This window comes from Corynebacterium sp. HMSC056F09 (genome assembly GCF_001815785.1).
Taxonomy (GTDB): Bacteria; Actinomycetota; Actinomycetes; order Mycobacteriales; family Mycobacteriaceae; genus Corynebacterium; species Corynebacterium hiratae.
The window spans coordinates 40980-56396 of record NZ_KV821963.1; the positions used below are offsets into that span (position 1 = coordinate 40980).

General features: G+C 61.3%; 12 protein-coding genes. 6 read left to right on the plus strand and 6 right to left on the minus strand.

The features are described 5' to 3' along the window. Positions 1-22 precede the first annotated feature (22 nt). Positions 23-1945: a solute carrier family 23 protein gene (locus HMPREF3056_RS10195; protein WP_070754695.1), complete on the minus strand. Its 1923-nt coding sequence runs from the start codon at positions 1943-1945 to the stop codon at positions 23-25. 354 nt (positions 1946-2299) lie between these two features. Here HMPREF3056_RS10195 and pflB point away from each other — a divergent pair, with 354 nt between their 5' ends. From pflB to HMPREF3056_RS10220, 5 genes are all read left to right on the plus strand, one after another. Continuing rightward, positions 2300-4411 (plus strand): formate C-acetyltransferase, encoded by a 2112-nt coding sequence (gene pflB, locus HMPREF3056_RS10200; protein ID WP_256381031.1) that lies wholly within the window; start codon positions 2300-2302, stop codon positions 4409-4411. A 35-nt stretch (positions 4412-4446) separates the two neighbouring features. Further along, positions 4447-4698, plus strand: a complete 252-nt coding sequence (grcA2, locus tag HMPREF3056_RS13890; RefSeq protein WP_039676708.1) for an autonomous glycyl radical cofactor GrcA2 — start codon at positions 4447-4449, stop codon at positions 4696-4698. Then, the gene (pflA, locus tag HMPREF3056_RS10210; protein ID WP_046647360.1) at positions 4699-5568 is read left to right on the plus strand and encodes a pyruvate formate-lyase-activating protein; all 870 of its coding nucleotides are present in this window, start codon (positions 4699-4701) and stop codon (positions 5566-5568) included. It begins immediately after the preceding gene. A gap of 4 nt (positions 5569-5572) precedes the next feature. After that, a complete protein-coding gene (locus tag HMPREF3056_RS10215) occupies positions 5573-6823 on the plus strand; it encodes an alpha/beta fold hydrolase (protein WP_046647359.1) in 1251 nt (416 codons plus the stop codon). Between the two features lie 104 nt (positions 6824-6927). Then, positions 6928-8124 (plus strand): SPFH domain-containing protein, encoded by a 1197-nt coding sequence (locus HMPREF3056_RS10220; RefSeq protein WP_049155768.1) that lies wholly within the window; start codon positions 6928-6930, stop codon positions 8122-8124. A gap of 124 nt (positions 8125-8248) precedes the next feature. Here HMPREF3056_RS10220 and HMPREF3056_RS10225 read toward each other — a convergent pair whose 3' ends face one another. From HMPREF3056_RS10225 to HMPREF3056_RS10245, 5 genes are all read right to left on the minus strand, one after another. Continuing rightward, positions 8249-9958 (minus strand): ABC transporter family substrate-binding protein, encoded by a 1710-nt coding sequence (locus HMPREF3056_RS10225; RefSeq protein ID WP_049155772.1) that lies wholly within the window; start codon positions 9956-9958, stop codon positions 8249-8251. 57 nt (positions 9959-10015) lie between these two features. Continuing rightward, positions 10016-11986, minus strand: a complete 1971-nt coding sequence (locus HMPREF3056_RS10230) for an ABC transporter ATP-binding protein (protein WP_070754697.1) — start codon at positions 11984-11986, stop codon at positions 10016-10018. Further along, a complete protein-coding gene (locus HMPREF3056_RS10235) occupies positions 11983-13068 on the minus strand; it encodes an ABC transporter permease (protein ID WP_070509741.1) in 1086 nt (361 codons plus the stop codon). The genes HMPREF3056_RS10230 and HMPREF3056_RS10235 overlap by 4 nt, the downstream gene beginning before the upstream one ends. Further along, positions 13069-14052, minus strand: coding sequence for an ABC transporter permease (locus HMPREF3056_RS10240; RefSeq protein WP_049155780.1), 984 nt, complete (start codon positions 14050-14052; stop codon positions 13069-13071). Between the two features lie 370 nt (positions 14053-14422). After that, positions 14423-15205: an HNH endonuclease family protein gene (locus HMPREF3056_RS10245; protein WP_070546618.1), complete on the minus strand. Its 783-nt coding sequence runs from the start codon at positions 15203-15205 to the stop codon at positions 14423-14425. 37 nt (positions 15206-15242) lie between these two features. Between HMPREF3056_RS10245 and HMPREF3056_RS13545 the strand changes: the two genes are divergently transcribed. Then, a complete protein-coding gene (locus tag HMPREF3056_RS13545; protein ID WP_168163154.1) occupies positions 15243-15413 on the plus strand; it encodes a hypothetical protein in 171 nt (56 codons plus the stop codon). Positions 15414-15417: the final 4 nt, after the last annotated feature.

Here is a 15417-nt window from a genome sequence, read left to right on the forward strand (position 1 = left end):
CCGTACGTGGAATGAACTATGTTCATTCCACCTCCGTGAACTTGCGGTCCCAGTAAGCTCGCACCGGGTTAGCGTCCGCAAGGAGGATATCGAAGCGGTCATTGGCAATCTCGATGATTTCGCTCAAGACCACGCGCTGCTCCAGCTCATCCGAGTTGGACAAGCGGCGCACGCCCGCATCGATCACGCGATCGGCCGAGTCATTGGTGTCCAGGTATGCCACGAACGGCATGTCGAAGCGCTCGCGGTAGGCCTGTGAGACGTCGATAAGCTGCTGCGTCTGCACGTCATCGAGGTCATCCAAGGCCAAGGAACCGCGGTCGGCGGAGATGGTGGCGACCGTGTCGGAATCGGCAAGCAGTAGCTCATCCATCGCCGGGTAGTCGTGGATCAGGGCACGACGCTGCTCGCCCGGGGCGGTGAGGACCGTGACCTGGATTGCTTCGCGCAGCTGGCTGACATCCTGGAAGGGGCGCAGCTCCCAGGCGGCTTCGAGCGGCCAGGTTTCGTTGTTGAAGAGCGGGCGCAGCGCACTGACGAAGCCATCGCGGTTCATCTCGTTGAGCTCCTTGAGCGAGACGCCGGCGCCGTCGAGGCGGCTGACATCATCGCCAGACTGCGAGCCGACGTGGAAGAAGAGCAAGTTGAGCAGGATCGCGGTGATAGCGCCGATCGACATTCCGGAGGAGACGAAAATCTGCGCCCACTCCGGGAAGGCGGTGGCCACGTCCGGTTTGAACGTGACGAGCATGGCCAGCCCCAGCGCGGTGGTGACGATGGCCGCGTTGCGGCCATCACTAATGTCTTCCTTCGCGATGGTCTGCAGGCCAGCCCACGCAACGTTGGCAAACAATGCGAGGGAGGCGCCGCCGAGCACCGGGGAGGGGATAGCCGCAACGATCGCTGCGGCCTTGGGCAGCAGGCCCAGGATGATCATGAAACCGGCTGCCGATACAGCCACCCAGCGGGACTTCACGCCGGTGAGGCGAACCAAGCCGACGTTTTGCGCGAAGCAGGTGTAGGGGAAGGAGTTCATCACGCCGCCCAGGGTGGTGGAGAGGCCATCGGCGCGAATGGCGCGCACCACGTCATCGCGCTTGATGCGCTTCTTCACAATCTCACCGGTAGCGAAGACATCGCCGGTGGTTTCCACCATGGTGATGATCATGACGATGATGAGGGAGAGAATCGCCATGATGTCGAACTTCGGCATACCGAAGTAGAAGGGGGTAGTCATACCGATGGCATCGGCCTCACGCACGCCGTCAAAGGACGTATCGCCCAGCACGAAGGCCACGCCAGTACCGATGACCAAACCAAGCAGCACAGACAGCGTGCCCAGGAAGCCGCGGAAGAAACGCTGCACGATGATAATGATGGTGAGCGTGCCGAAGCCATAGAGCAGATCGCGTGCGGCCGGGACCCCGTCCGCGTAATTAACGAAGTCATTGGCAGAAACCGCCAGCAGCGACGTACCCATGACCAAAAGCACGGTGCCGGTGACAATCGGCGGGAAGTACTTGAGCACGCGTCCGAAGACCGGCGCGGCGAAGAAGGTAAAGATACCGGCAGCAATAATTGCGCCATAAATCGTGGGCAGCGGCTGGTCACCAGCGCTCATGCCGATGGCAATGATGGGGCTGACCGCCGTGGTGGTCACACCCTGGATGATGGGAAGGCGGACGCCGATGTGCTTGCCGACGCCCACCGCTTGGATCAACGTCGCCAGACCACAGGTCAACAGGTCAGCGTTGATGAGGTGAATCGTGGTGGCCTCATCAAGGCCCAAAGAACCGGCGATGAGCAGCGGCACGATGACCGCGCCAGCGTAGAAAGCGAGGACATGCTGCAGACCTAGCGCCGCTAACTTGGGCGCAGGCGGAACAACATCAACGGGGTGTGTTGGGGGAGTGGCAGGGCTAGCTGTAGCGGCGGTGTCAGACACGCAAAGAGCTCCTTGCTGAAGGGCGAGACGAGGATACTGCGCATAACAATAGAGGGCGGCGGGGACACGGGCCAAGAAGTGACCTGGAAGGTGTGGGAAAGGCCACGTCAGGGGGTGATTTACCCCCGCATCCAACCGTACGGTCGTTACCTATGAGAGAGCTGACCTGTGTGGTGCTAAAACCAGCCCGTTCGGTGGCGCGGGGAACGCATTTGCCGATGTGAGGTTATGCGTTTGTCCCCCTACTATGGGCTACAGAGAGGGGTTCGGTGACGATACGTGTTGACCGAATTGCCCGTGAGCCGAAGTCACCCACAGCCCTTCTGCGACTAAGTGTTACGCGTCGTGTGAACTATGAAGGGAGTCAATATAGTGACCACCGCAACGGAACAGTCTGTGCAGTTCGAGGCATGGAAGGGGTTTGAACCCGGCCCGTGGACTGAAAACATTGACGTTCGTGATTTTATCCAGCGCAACTACACCCCTTATGACGGGGACTCCTCCTTCCTCGCTGGGCCCACCGAGAAGACGCAGCGCGTGTGGGATCATTTGGAGAAGAACTATCTCTCCGTCGAGCGCCAGAAGCGCATCTTCGATGTGGATACTCACACCCCGAGTGATATCGATGCTTTCCCGGCTGGGTATATCTCCGAGGATGATGATGTCATCGTCGGCCTGCAGACGGATACTCCGCTTAAGCGCGCCATGATGCCCAACGGCGGATGGCGCATGGTCAAGCAGGCCATTAAGGAAGCCGGCAAGGAGACCGATCCGGAGATCGAGAAGATCTTCACGCGCTACCGCAAGACCCACAACGATGCAGTCTTCGATATCTACACCCCGCGCATCCGCGCAGCGCGTTCCTCCCACATCATCACCGGCCTGCCGGATGCCTATGGCCGCGGCCGCATCATCGGCGACTACCGCCGCGTGGCCCTCTACGGCGTGGACTTCCTCATTGCTGAGAAGGAAGCATCCAAGCATGCGGTGGGGGACCTCGGCTTCTCCGAGCACTGGGCACGCTACCGCGAGGAGCACGCCGAGCAGATCAAGGCCCTGAAGAAGCTCAAGGTCATGGCTGAGTCTTATGGCTTCGATATCTCGAAGCCCGCGAAGACCGCCCACGAGGCAGTGCAGTGGACCTACTTTGGCTACCTGGCCTCCATTAAGTCCCAGGACGGCGCCGCCATGTCCATCGGCCGCCTCTCCGCATTCTTCGACTGCTACTTCGAGCGCGACCTGAACGCGGGCATCATCACCGAGGAAGACGCCCAAGAAATCATCGACCAGCTGGTGCTCAAGCTGCGCATCGTCCGTTTCCTGCGCACCGAGGACTATGACCAGATCTTCTCCGGTGACCCGTACTGGGCAACCTGGTCCGATGCCGGCTTTGGCGACGATGGCCGCCACATGGTGACCAAGACTTCCTTCCGTCTGCTGCAGACACTGATCAACCTGGGCCCGTCCCCGGAGCCAAACATCACCATCTTCTGGGATCCGCAGCTGCCGGCGGGCTACAAGGAGTTCTGCGCCCACATCTCGATTGAGACCTCCTCCATCCAGTACGAGTCCGATAAGCAGATTCGTGACCAGTGGGGCGATGACGCCGCGATTGCGTGCTGCGTGTCCCCGATGGCCGTCGGCAAGCAAATGCAGTTCTTCGGTGCCCGCGTGAACGCCGCCAAGGCCCTGCTCTACGCCATCAACGGCGGCCGCGACGAGGTCAGCGGCAAGCAGGTGGTTGACGGTTACGAGCCCATCAAGGGCGATGGACCGCTCGACTTCGATGAGGTCTGGCAGAAGTACGAGGAGATGCTGGATTGGGTTGTGGGCACCTACGTTGAGGCCCTGAACATCATCCACTACTGCCACGACAAGTACGCTTACGAGTCCATTGAGATGGCGCTGCACGATTCCGATATCGTGCGCTCCATGGGCTGCGGTATCGCCGGCCTGTCCATCGTGGCTGACTCGCTTTCCGCCATTAAGTACGCCAAGGTCTACCCGGTGCGCGATGAGACCGGCCTCATCGTGGACTACAAGACGGAAGGTGACTTCCCCTTCTACGGCAACGATGATGACCGCGCCGATGACATCGCCGCTACCATCGTCCACACCGTCATGGCGAAGATTAAGGCCATCCCGATGTACCGCAACGCCATTCCGACCCAGTCGGTGCTGACCATTACTTCCAACGTGGTCTACGGCAAGGCAACTGGTTCCTTCCCGTCCGGCCACGAGGCAGGTACCCCGTTCGCCCCGGGCGCTAATCCGGAGAACGGCGCGGATAACCACGGCATGGTCGCCTCCATGCTGTCGGTGGGCAAGTTGGATTACAAGGATGCCCTCGATGGCATCTCGCTGACCAACACCATCACCCCATCCGGATTGGGCCGCACCCCGGAGGAGCGCATCACCAACCTGGTGGGCGTCCTTGATGCCGGCTTCATCATGGATTCTGAATAGACCACGTCCACACCACTTCCTAAGGAGAACACATCATGGCAACCCCAACTTTTGACGAGCGCCTCGCCACCATGAAGGCCAACCGCACCGCCAACAACATGGACTCGGGCCTCTACCACGCCAACATCAACGTCCTGGACAAGTCCACCCTGGAGGACGCCGTTGAGCACCCGGAGAAGTACCCGAACCTCACGGTTCGCGTTTCTGGCTACGCGGTGAACTTTGTGAAGCTCACCCGCGAGCAGCAGCTCGACGTCATCTCCCGTACCTTCCACCAGGGCTCCTAAATGGCAGATGGCATTACCGGCGTCGTGCGTCTTTCTCCGGAAGAAGGGGAAAAGGTGCGCGGCGCCGCCGCCGGTTTAGGAACGGACAATGACCTCGACGGCTACACCCGCTCGGAGTTGATGCAGGCTCGCCGCTCCGGCGACGTCGCACTCGTGCACTCCTGGGAGCTGGTGACGGCTGTGGATGGGCCCGGAACACGCATGACCATGTTCATGTCCGGGTGCCCGTTGCGCTGCCAGTACTGCCACAATCCAGACACCATGGAGATGAAGGTCGGCACCTTGGAGCGCATCGAAGACGTGGTTAAGCGCGTCAAGCGTTATAAGCCCGTCTTCAAGGCTTCCGGGGGTGGGCTGACCATCTCTGGTGGTGAGCCACTCTTCCAGATCGCCTTCGCGCGGCGCCTGCTCAAGGAAGTCCACGATGCAGGCATCCACACCACGATCGATACCTCGGGCTACCTCGGCGCGCGCCTGCGTGATGAAGACCTGGACAATATCGATTTGGTGCTGCTGGACGTCAAGTCCGGTGACGAGGAGACCTATAAAAAGGTCACCCGGCGTGAATTGCAGCCGACGATCGACTTTGGGGATCGCCTCAATGCCATCGGCAAACCGGTGTGGATTCGCTTCGTGGTGGTGCCGGGGCTTACCGACTCCCCAGAGAACGTCGCCAACGTTGCGCGCATTGTCTCCCGCTGGAAGAGCAACATTGAGCGCATCGAGGTGCTGCCCTTCCACAACATGGGCGCGGATAAGTGGCACGAGCTGGGCTACCCCTACACCTTGGAGGATACGAAGCCGCCGAAGCCGGAAGACGTCGAAGCTATCCGCGAGGTGTTCCGCAAGGAAGGTTTCGTGGTCTACTAGAAGCATGAAACGCTTCGGCCACACCATCAAGGAACACACCATCACCGTCCCCTGGGACTATGACAATCCCGCCGCGGGGGAGTTCGAGCTCTACGCCCGGGAAATCATCCCGCCCGGCGGTGAGAATTATCCGGCGCTGCTCTATAACCAGGGCGGGCCGGGCTTCCCGGCGCCGCGGCCGACGGGTGCTTCCGGACTCATCGGGAAGGGCTTGGAGCGCTACCGCTGGATCCTCATGGACCAGCGCGGCACCGGGCGCAGCCACCGCATTGACGAGCTCAGCCCGGCTGAGGATCGCAGCGCTGCGCGTCTGGCGCAGCTGCGGCAAGAAAATATCGTGCGCGATGCCGAGCGCCTGCGCGAGCACCTCGGCGAGGAATCCTGGGATCTCTTCGGCCAATCCTTCGGCGGCTTCATCATCACCGCCTATGTCTCGATGTTCCCTGATTCCATTGGGCGTGCCTTCCTCACTGGTGGACTGCCCACCCTGACCAAGGGCGCTGATGATCTCTACCGTACGACTTTTGCCAAGCTCAAGGTGCGCCACGAACGCTTCTATGCCCAGTTCCCGTGGGCACAAGCGCGCATCGAGGAAATCCTCCACCACCTAGACAACTCGGAGGAGCTGCTGCCGACAGGGGAGCGCCTGTCGTCGCGCCGCTTCCGCACCATCGGAATTGAGCTGGGCCGCGGCACTGGCTTCGATTCTTTGGGCTACCTGCTGGAGGAGCCTTTCCGGACGGTGAACGGCGAAAAGCGCTTGCGTTCGGACTTCCTCAACGACGTGGGGCAGCGCGTGAGCTTCCAGGCTGGCCCGCTGTATGCGGCCATCCATGAATCTATCTACGGCGGCGTCGGCGGCCAGGCCGTCACCGGCTGGGCTGCTCACCGCGTGCGCGAGGAATTCCCCGAGTTTGCCGAGGACGGTACCTATCTCACTGGTGAGCACATCTTCCCCTGGCAATTCGATGAGGATCCGGCGCTGCGCCCCTTCAAGCAGGCCGCCGAGGAGCTCGCCGCCCACGAGTGGGCAAGCTCTCCGTATGACGCCGCTGCGCTTGCCGACGCCCCCGTGACCGCCTCCGCCGCCATCTACCTCGACGATATCTTCGTGCCCTTCGAGGATTCCCTGGCTACAGGGGAGACCTACCGCGACCTGCGCCCAGTGGTGACCAACCGCTTCCAGCACAACGGGATTAGTGAGGACGGCGCGGGGATTTTGGGTGAGCTCTTCCGAGCGGCTGACGAGCATTAAAGGCTCCGAGTGAGCTCGGGGAGTGATCTCCTTCGGGATGTGGTGGTGGTCACCGTGTGGCACACTGGTTAGGAAAATCTAAATCGAGCAGAAAGGATAAGCCTATGGCCGGTCTCATCGTCATTGGCGTGATTCTCCTACTTATTATTGCCACCGCCTTCGACGGTTTCTTCATCGTCCGGACGAAGGAAGCCGCCATCATTGAGCGGATGGGTAAGTTCGTGAACGTTGCTCACGCGGGCTTGCACTTCAAGCTGCCCTACGTCGACCGCGTGCGCGCCAAGATCAGCCTGCAAATCCGTCAGCTCGATGTCATGGTGGAAACCAAGACCAAGGACAACGTCTTCGTTCAGATCCCCGTTGCCGTGCAGTATGAGGTAGTCCAGGGCAGCGAGCGCCAGGCCTTCTACACCCTGTCCAACCACGAGCAGCAGATCGTGGCCTACGTGCAGGACAATGTCCGTTCCTCCGTGGCAAACATGAATCTGGATGATTCCTTCTCTTCCAAGGACACCATCGCCCGCAACGTGGCGATGTCCCTGCGCGATAACATGGCCGCCTACGGCTGGAACTTCGTCAATACCCTGGTCACCGATATTCGCCCGGATGCCCGCGTGCGCGAGTCCATGAACTCCATTAACGCGGCGCAGCGTGAGCGCGAGGCAGCCGTAGCCCAGGCGGAGGCCGAGAAGATCCGCGTGGTCAAGGAAGCCGAGGGTGCGGCCGAGGCTAAGAAGCTGCAGGGTCGCGGTGTGGCTGACCAACGTAAGGAGATCGTCGAAGGTATTGCCCAGCAGTATGAGCTGCTGCGTGCTGCCGGCGTGCAGGAGAACCCCGAGACCCTCATGCTGGTCTCCCAGTACCTCGACGCCATGGTGGATGTGGCCGACCGCGCCCACACCAACGTGCTGTACATGCCGTCTAACCCGGGCGGCATGCAGGATCTCTTCGGCGGTATGCGCGATACTTTGCTGTCCACCAACGCTATTAACGAAGCTCCGAAGCCGAAGGTGCCGGCCGGCGAAGCAAAGCACAGCCGCGAGAACGCCGCTGCTGAGCGTCGCCGCCGTGAGGAGCAGGAGCGCCGCGAGCGCGATGAGCGTGCCCGCCGCGATGCTGAGCTGATGGAGCAGGCGCAGCGCGCCCAGCAACAGGCACAAGAGCAGGTGCAGAACGCACAGCAGGGCCAGGGCTTTGGTCAGTTCTCCGGCTTCCCGGCCCCGCCGCAGGGCAACAACCAGCCGCAGAGCGCGCGCGACTACTTTGACCAGCTGCGCAACCAGCTCAACAAGGACAACTAAACACAGTTAAAACACACAAAGAGGGCCTTCCCCCAGTTTGGGAAGGCCCTCTTGTCGTTGCCCTACACGGCGTATGGAGTGGCTAGGCACTGCGAATAATAAGACGCGGTGCCTAGCGCGCTACTTACTTGGTGTAGCCGATGTTCTCCACCTCGATGACGGCGAAGGAGTTGGCACCGAAGTTCGCGATGTCCGGGCTGGTAGCCACCATGGCCGGGCCGTTGTAAATCGGCATGATGCCGAACTGACCCAGTGCTTCCTTCTCCAGCTTGTTGGCTTCCTTGATCTGCTCGTTTGGATCGGCGATCTGGGATAGCTCGTCGATCTTCTTGTCCATCTCCGGGGTACCCGTGCCGGAGCGGTTGAGCTGGGAGCCGGAGCGGTAAATCTGGCCGAAGTAGGCCACACCGAACGGATCGCCGGAGGAGAAGCCCATGGGGAAGACATCAAAGTCATAGGAGGAGGTGATCTTGGAGAAGTCCGCGGACGGGCGCTCCTCCACCTTCAGGTCCACGCCGATGTCCTTCATCATCTTCTGGGTGGCGGTGGCCAGGGCCTTGCTGATGGAAGAATCACCCAACAGCGTGTAGCGCATGGACAGCTTCTTGCCGTCCTTCTCGCGGATGCCGTCGCCGCCTTCCTTCCAGCCGGCCTCGTCGAGCAGGGACTTAGCCTTCTCGGCATCGAACTTCACCACAGACCCGAAGTTGTCCTCGTAGCCCTCCTGGGTCTGGTACAGGTTGAAGGATCCCGGCAACTCCTCGGTGTAGCCGTTGAGGCCGTTGAAGCGGATGCCGGACAGCGTGGAGCGGTCGATACCGGTCATGATGGCCTCGCGGACCTTGGCATCGGAAAGAATCTCGTTCTTGGAGTTGAGAACGATGAGCGAGTTGGACGGGGCCATGGCGGTGCGGATCTCAATGCCCTGCATGTCCTTGACTGCAGCCAGGCGCTCCTTGTTGCCCACGCCGGTGGCGTCAATCTCGCCGGCCTTGAACGCGTTGATGGAGGCCTGATCCTCCATCTGACGGTAGGTCACCTTGTCCAGGAAAGGCTTATCGCCCCACCACTTCTCGTTCGGGACGAAGGTAGCGCTGCCGCTCTGGAAGTCAACGTTTTCAACCTTGAACGGGCCCGCGCCCCACTCTGGGTGGACCTCACCGAGGTAGGCTTCGTTGAACTTCTTGGCGGAGTCAATTTGCGGCGGGAGCAGGATGTTGAACAGACCCTGCCACCAGGGGTATGCCTGCTTGAAGGTGATGACGGCCTGCTTGTCGTTCTCACCTGGCTCGACGGACTCGATGAGCTCGTAGCCATCGGTGGAGGAGACGTTAGCCTCCTCGTCCTCACCGTTGTTGAACTTCCAGGTGTTCTCGAAGGCCTTCCAGTCAATCGGGGTGCCGTCGTTGTACTGGGCCTTCTCGTGGATGGTGTAGGTGACGACGGTCTTGCCGTCCTTCTCCTCGTCCTTGACGTCCGTGATGTAGTCATTGTTGACGTGGAACTCGCCGGATCCGTCGAAAAGACCGATCTGCGGGTTGTAGAACTTCCAGACGTCGCTGGTGTAGCGGGTACCGTCGGCCTGGAAGGGGTTCTGCTGCTGGGAGATCTCGGTGATGGCCAGGCGCAGCTCGCCGCCCTGCTTGAGCTCGGAGCGGTCCTTGGCGTTGTAGGAACCGTCCAGCTTGACGTCCAGCTTCTCGCCGGCTGCGGAGTTGCTGGAGTCCTTGGAGCCATCGGAGCTGCCGGAGCCGCCGTCGGAGGCGCAGCCGGTGAGAATGAGGGCAGAGGCGGTGACCACTGCGAGGGCGGTCCTGCGGAGCTTCATGTTCATTTTTGTGTCCTTTCGAGAGGAAACATGGAGACGGGGAGTATTTAGTTATAAGTCTTGCTAAGCCGGGGTTTCGGCGGGCTGGTAAATCTCGCGCACCCGGTCACGTTCCACGGCTGGATCCGGCACCGGGATGGCGGAGAGCAGCGCGCGGGTATAGGCGTGTTTGGGGTTGTCGAAGACCTCGTCCGTGGGGCCGTATTCCACGAAGTCGCCCTTGTACATCACGGCGACCTTGTCAGAAAGGTGGCGCACCACGGAGAGGTCGTGGGCGACGAACACCAGGGAAATACCGAGGCGGTTCTTCAGGTCGTGCAGCAGGTTGATGATGCCGGCCTGGATGGAGACGTCGAGGGCGGAGACGGGCTCGTCGAGCACCACGATGGAGGGGTTGGTGGCGAGCGCGCGGGCCAGGCCGATGCGCTGGCGCTGTCCGCCAGAGAAGTGTCCGGGGAAGCGGTCCACCTGGTGGGATTCGAGGCCGACGAGTTTCATCAGCTCACCCACGCGCTGGCCGACGTCCCCCTCGTACCCCAGCGATTCCAGCGGCTCAGCGATGATCTCACGGATGGTCATGCGCGGGTTGAGCGAGCTCATTGGATCCTGGAAGACGATCTGGATGTCCTTGCGCAGCTTGCGGCGTGCCGACGCACTCAAGCCGGAGGTGTTGGTGCCGTTGACCACGATGGTGGAGCCCTCTGGAGGGTTGAGGTCCATGATCTCCAGCAGGGTGGTGGTCTTGCCGGAACCGGACTCACCCACGATGGCGAAGCACTCGCCCTGGTGCACGTCGAAGCTGACGTTCTTGACCGCATGGACGGTGCCGACGCGGCGCTTGAGAATCGCTCCCTTGATGAGCGGGAAGTCCTTGACCAGGTTCTTGACCTCCAAGGTGACGGGGCGCTGGTCGTAGGGCGTATCGCCCAAGGTATCGGCGGAAATCTTCGGTAGTGGGTACATGCGCTCGCCGCCAATCGTGCCGTCCTCAATTTCATCGGAGCGTAGGCAGGAGGCGTAGTGGCCGGGGCCGTCGCCAAGCTCACGCAGCTCCGGCTCCATGGTGCGGCACTCGTCCATCACCACTGGGCAACGGTCGGCGAAGGGGCACTCGGCGGCGACCTCAATCAGCCGCGGCGGGGTACCCGCTATGGGGGTCAGCGGCTCATCGGTGGCCTTGTCGACGCGCGGCGTCGACCCGAGAAGACCCACGGTGTAGGGCATCTTGGGGTTGTTGAAGATGGTGTCGACATCGCCCAGCTCCACCGGGCGACCGGCGTACATGACGAGGACGTCGTCGGCTGTGCCGGCCACGACACCCATGTCGTGGGTAATCATGATGACCGCGGCGCCGGTTTCGCGCTGCGCCACCTTGAGGACCTCCAGGATCTGAGCCTGGATGGTGACGTCGAGGGCCGTGGTGGGCTCGTCGGCGATGATGACGCGCGGGTTATTCGCCATGGCGATGGCGATGACCACGCGCTGACGCATACCACCGGAGAACTCGTGCGGGAAGGACTTCACGCGCTTGTCCGCCTCCGGAATGCCGACGAGTTCGAGCAGGCGAATGGCCTCCTTCTCCGCCTCCTTCGTGGAGACATCGCGGTGGGTCTGGATGGCTTCGATGAGCTGGTCGCCGATGGAGAACACCGGGGTCAGGGAGGAGAGCGGGTCCTGGAAGATCATGGCGATGTCCTTGCCGCGGATCTTCGACATCTCCTTGTCGGACTTGCCGATGAGCTCGGTGCCGGCATAGACCACGGAGCCTTCCACCTTGGCGTAATCCGGCAGCAGACCCATAACCGCCATTGAGGTGACGGACTTACCGGAGCCGGACTCGCCCACAATGGCCAGGGTGCGGCCCGGCATAAGGTCGAAGTCAACGCCACGTACGGCGTGGACGGAGCCGGCCTCCGAGGGGAAGGTGACGGACAGATTACGTACGGACAGAACCGGGTCGGCGGACGCGGCGGGATCGGTAGCGCGGCTGGCCGGGACGGCGTTGGCGTTATGCGCAGTATTCTGCGGGGTCATGCTCGGCCTCCAGAGTTCGAGTTGGGGTCAATGGCGTCGCGCAGACCGTCGGCGATGAACGCCATGGAGACGGTCAGCAGCGTGAGGATGCCTGCAGGGAAGTAGAAGAGCCAGGGTGAAGCCTCGACGGCGTTGGCGCCGCCGGCCAGGAGGGTGCCCAGGGAGACGTCGGGAAGCTTCACGCCCAAGCCCAAGAAGGACAGCGCGGTCTCCGACATGATGGTGGACACCACGCCCAGGGCCGCTTGGATGATGAGCAGCGAACCGATGTTGGGCACTACGTGGCGGAAGATGGTGCGCAGGCGCGAAACACCCATGTAGTCCGCGGCGCGGACGTAGTCGTTCTCGCGCACGCTGAGCGCCATGGCCCAGATGACACGCGCCGGGTACATCCAGCCGAAGACGATGAGCACCACGATGAGCAGCTTCCAGTCACCGCCGGAATCGGAGACCACCAGAGCGATGAGCAGGAAGGTCGGGATTGCCAGCAGGAAGTGGATGACGGCCAGGATGACCTTTTCCACCGCGCCTCCGTACATGGCCGCGGCCGCGCCGATGAAAGCGGACAACACCGTGGATGCTATCGACACGATAAGCGCAATGATGAGCGAGCGGCCCAGGCCGTGGACGGTTTGCGCGAAGAGGTCGTTACCGGAATCGGTCGTGCCGAACCAGTGCTCGGAGGAAGGTCCGGTGGACAGGTTGAAGAAGTCCGGCTCATCGAAACCCCAGGGGGTCAGCAGGCTGCCAAAGATGGCCAGCAGGGTGAGCAACACGAAGATGACGAGGCCGACGGCCGCGAACTTGTTGCGGAAGAAGCGGCGAACGTACAGCTTGAGCTTTGAGGTGCCGCGGAACTCGTTGCTGGAGAACTGCTTGCGCTGTGCGTCATCGACATCGACGCCGGAACCAAGTGCGGACTGTGCGCTGGGTTCGGTCTGCGGTGAAAAGTCAGCAGTGGCGGTATGCGGGCGCACGCCAAGGTTGTCCGCGGCGGTGTCGATAGCGAGATCGTTGCGGCGGTGGCGTTGCGGCTGACGTGCTGCCGAGCGCGGCGACGTGGATTTCTTTTCTGGAGACATTTAGCTCACCCTTACTCGCGGATCGAGGGCTACGACGACGAGGTCAGCCAAGATTGCGGAGAAGGCAATCATGACGGCGCCGAAGGCGGCGACGGCGGTGGTGCCGTTGACATCGTTGCGGCTGATGGTTTCGATGAAGTACTGGCCCATTCCCTTCCACGCGAAGATGGTTTCCGTCATGATGGCGCCGGTGAAGATACCGGGAACGGAGAAGGCCACGGAGGTCGCAACCGGGATGATGGAGGTGCGCAGGGCGTGCTTGCGAATAGCCTGCGCACGGGTCAGGCCCTTGGCGCGGGCGGTGCGCACATAATCGGCGTTCAGGTTATCCAGCAGCAAGGTGCGCTGCATCATGTGATACCCGGCGTAACTGATGATGATGAGGGAAATGGACGGCAGGATGAGGTGCTGCGCCATATCCAGAAGTTTGGGGAAGAAGCCCTCGACGCCGAGGCTGGACGCGCCCGTCACATAAACCACGCGGTGGCCGGTGACGCGGTTGATCCACAGGCCACCGGCAACAACCAGAATGGAGGCGACGACCACGTGGGTGTTCATCGTGATGATGGAAACACCCTGCCAGAAGCGGTCAGCCGCTTTGTATTGGCGGGAAGCGGTGTAGACACCGAGGCCAACGCCGATGATGACGGAGAGGATTGTGGCGACGAGCAGCAGCTGCGCCGAGACGAGCGCGCGGTGAGCGATTTGCGCGCTGACCGGGTCGCCGAGAGGGGAGGTACCCCAGTCCCAGTGGAAGAGAATGTTAGAGAGCCAGCCCCACCAGCGCTCAATAAGCGGGGTCTCAGGATTGAGTCCGAGCGGAGTGAGGATGCGGCCGATTTCTTCCGGCTCGAGTGGTGGGTTGCGGCCGACATAATTTGATCGGGGATCAAGGAAGGTTGCGGCCAGGAGATACGCGATATTAGTCGCGAGGAAGATGACTACCAGCCAGCTGGCGGTCTTCTTGATGATGTACTTGAACATCACTATTCCTTCGCAGGGTTTGTCTCGGCAGATTCGGTGAGTATGGCGGCCGATAAGAGTTAACGGCACTCATGTGACCTAGACCTCAGGCTAGGTGCTGTGTCACATATTAAAAGAAATGTGAGACAGGAGAGGAATAATGATTGTTTTTGTTTCATGGGGGTACTCCCCGCGTGTGAAAGCTTTGTATTAATTACATATTAATTGGCCTATAGAAATCTGCAAGCAGGGGAGTGTCGGTGCAGGGACTGAAAGCTTCTTTGGGCTCACAAATCGTGCCTGATTGCCTGGGTGGGAGTGAATAATATGCGCATAGTTTGGGGGTAGTGTGCAGGGGGATTGTGCTGAATAGATAAGGGGTAAGGAACGCTCAGCAAGCATGCAGGAGCCGGCTTAGCGCATCTTTTTCTGCCTCCGTGACCCAGATTTCATAGACTGCTTTTACCTCGACGATGCGACGCGCATACTCACAGCGAAAACCTTTGTTGGGCGGCAGCCACGTGGCGGCATCGCCAGCGCCTTTCTGCTGGTTGAGAGGACCATCGACGGCAAGGAGATTGCGGGGATCATTGGCAAAGTTGCGGCGCTTCTCGGGTGACCATTGCTGGGCGCCTTTCTGCCAGGCGTCGGCCAGCGCCACAACGTGATCGATCTGCACTGCACTCGAGGTCTGCACCCCGCGCTGAAACTCAATGTCCTGGCCCGAATAAGGATCATGCAAGGTGCCGGCGAGCGCCACACAGTCGTGGGTGCCTTCCTTGAGCACGAGGCTCTCCGGATCCAAGTCCCTGCGGAGGATATCGTTGCGGGTATCGCAGCCGTTGTGGCCAAACTCCACCGAGACGTCATCGGACCAAGCCTGGCCGAATTCCTCACGCTCATAGTCGGTCATGGGAGCGCGGCCCTTGACCTTCAGAGAATCTAGGGCGGCGAGCGCTTCGGCTATGCCCGGCGCAATGTCTGGCGGGGGCGTGGCTTCGTCGGAGTGTTCTTCTGTGGGGGCTTCTTGTGTGGGCGCCGCTGTTGTTGTGGAAGCACTCGGCCCCGCCGCTGGGGGAGCAGCCGGGGAGGGAAGGAGCAGGCCGATCGCCACGAGCACAGCCACCGCGGCGTTGAGCAGCGCGGCGATGAAGAACGGGGTACGAGAGGCCATGACGCATTGATCCTAGTAGGTAGAATCGGCACACGGTATGAGTATCGATATGTTCTTTGACGACTACCTCGCCGAGCGCGGCCTTACGCGCTCGGCGGAGGTCATCCCGGATCACGCCTGCCAGGTCTTTTGCGGTATGCCGGAGCCGACATCGCATCCTTCCCTCGATGAGGCCGCGCAGCTTGTTGCGCGCACTTTGGGGGAGTAGCGCA

What these genes read in the sequence shown, in the direction of transcription:
- HMPREF3056_RS10235 (WP_070509741.1), bottom strand. Translation starts at nt 13,068, where the DNA reads ATGTCTCCAGAAAAGAAATCCACGTCGCCGCGCTCGGCAGCACGTCAG.
- pflB (WP_256381031.1), top strand. Translation starts at nt 2,300, where the DNA reads ATGAAGGGAGTCAATATAGTGACCACCGCAACGGAACAGTCTGTGCAG.
- HMPREF3056_RS13545 (WP_168163154.1), top strand. Translation starts at nt 15,243, where the DNA reads ATGAGTATCGATATGTTCTTTGACGACTACCTCGCCGAGCGCGGCCTT.
- HMPREF3056_RS10215 (WP_046647359.1), top strand. Translation starts at nt 5,573, where the DNA reads ATGAAACGCTTCGGCCACACCATCAAGGAACACACCATCACCGTCCCC.
- HMPREF3056_RS10230 (WP_070754697.1), bottom strand. Translation starts at nt 11,986, where the DNA reads ATGACCCCGCAGAATACTGCGCATAACGCCAACGCCGTCCCGGCCAGC.
- HMPREF3056_RS10225 (WP_049155772.1), bottom strand. Translation starts at nt 9,958, where the DNA reads ATGAACATGAAGCTCCGCAGGACCGCCCTCGCAGTGGTCACCGCCTCT.
- HMPREF3056_RS10240 (WP_049155780.1), bottom strand. Translation starts at nt 14,052, where the DNA reads ATGTTCAAGTACATCATCAAGAAGACCGCCAGCTGGCTGGTAGTCATC.
- HMPREF3056_RS10245 (WP_070546618.1), bottom strand. Translation starts at nt 15,205, where the DNA reads ATGGCCTCTCGTACCCCGTTCTTCATCGCCGCGCTGCTCAACGCCGCG.
- pflA (WP_046647360.1), top strand. Translation starts at nt 4,699, where the DNA reads ATGGCAGATGGCATTACCGGCGTCGTGCGTCTTTCTCCGGAAGAAGGG.
- grcA2 (WP_039676708.1), top strand. Translation starts at nt 4,447, where the DNA reads ATGGCAACCCCAACTTTTGACGAGCGCCTCGCCACCATGAAGGCCAAC.
- HMPREF3056_RS10220 (WP_049155768.1), top strand. Translation starts at nt 6,928, where the DNA reads ATGGCCGGTCTCATCGTCATTGGCGTGATTCTCCTACTTATTATTGCC.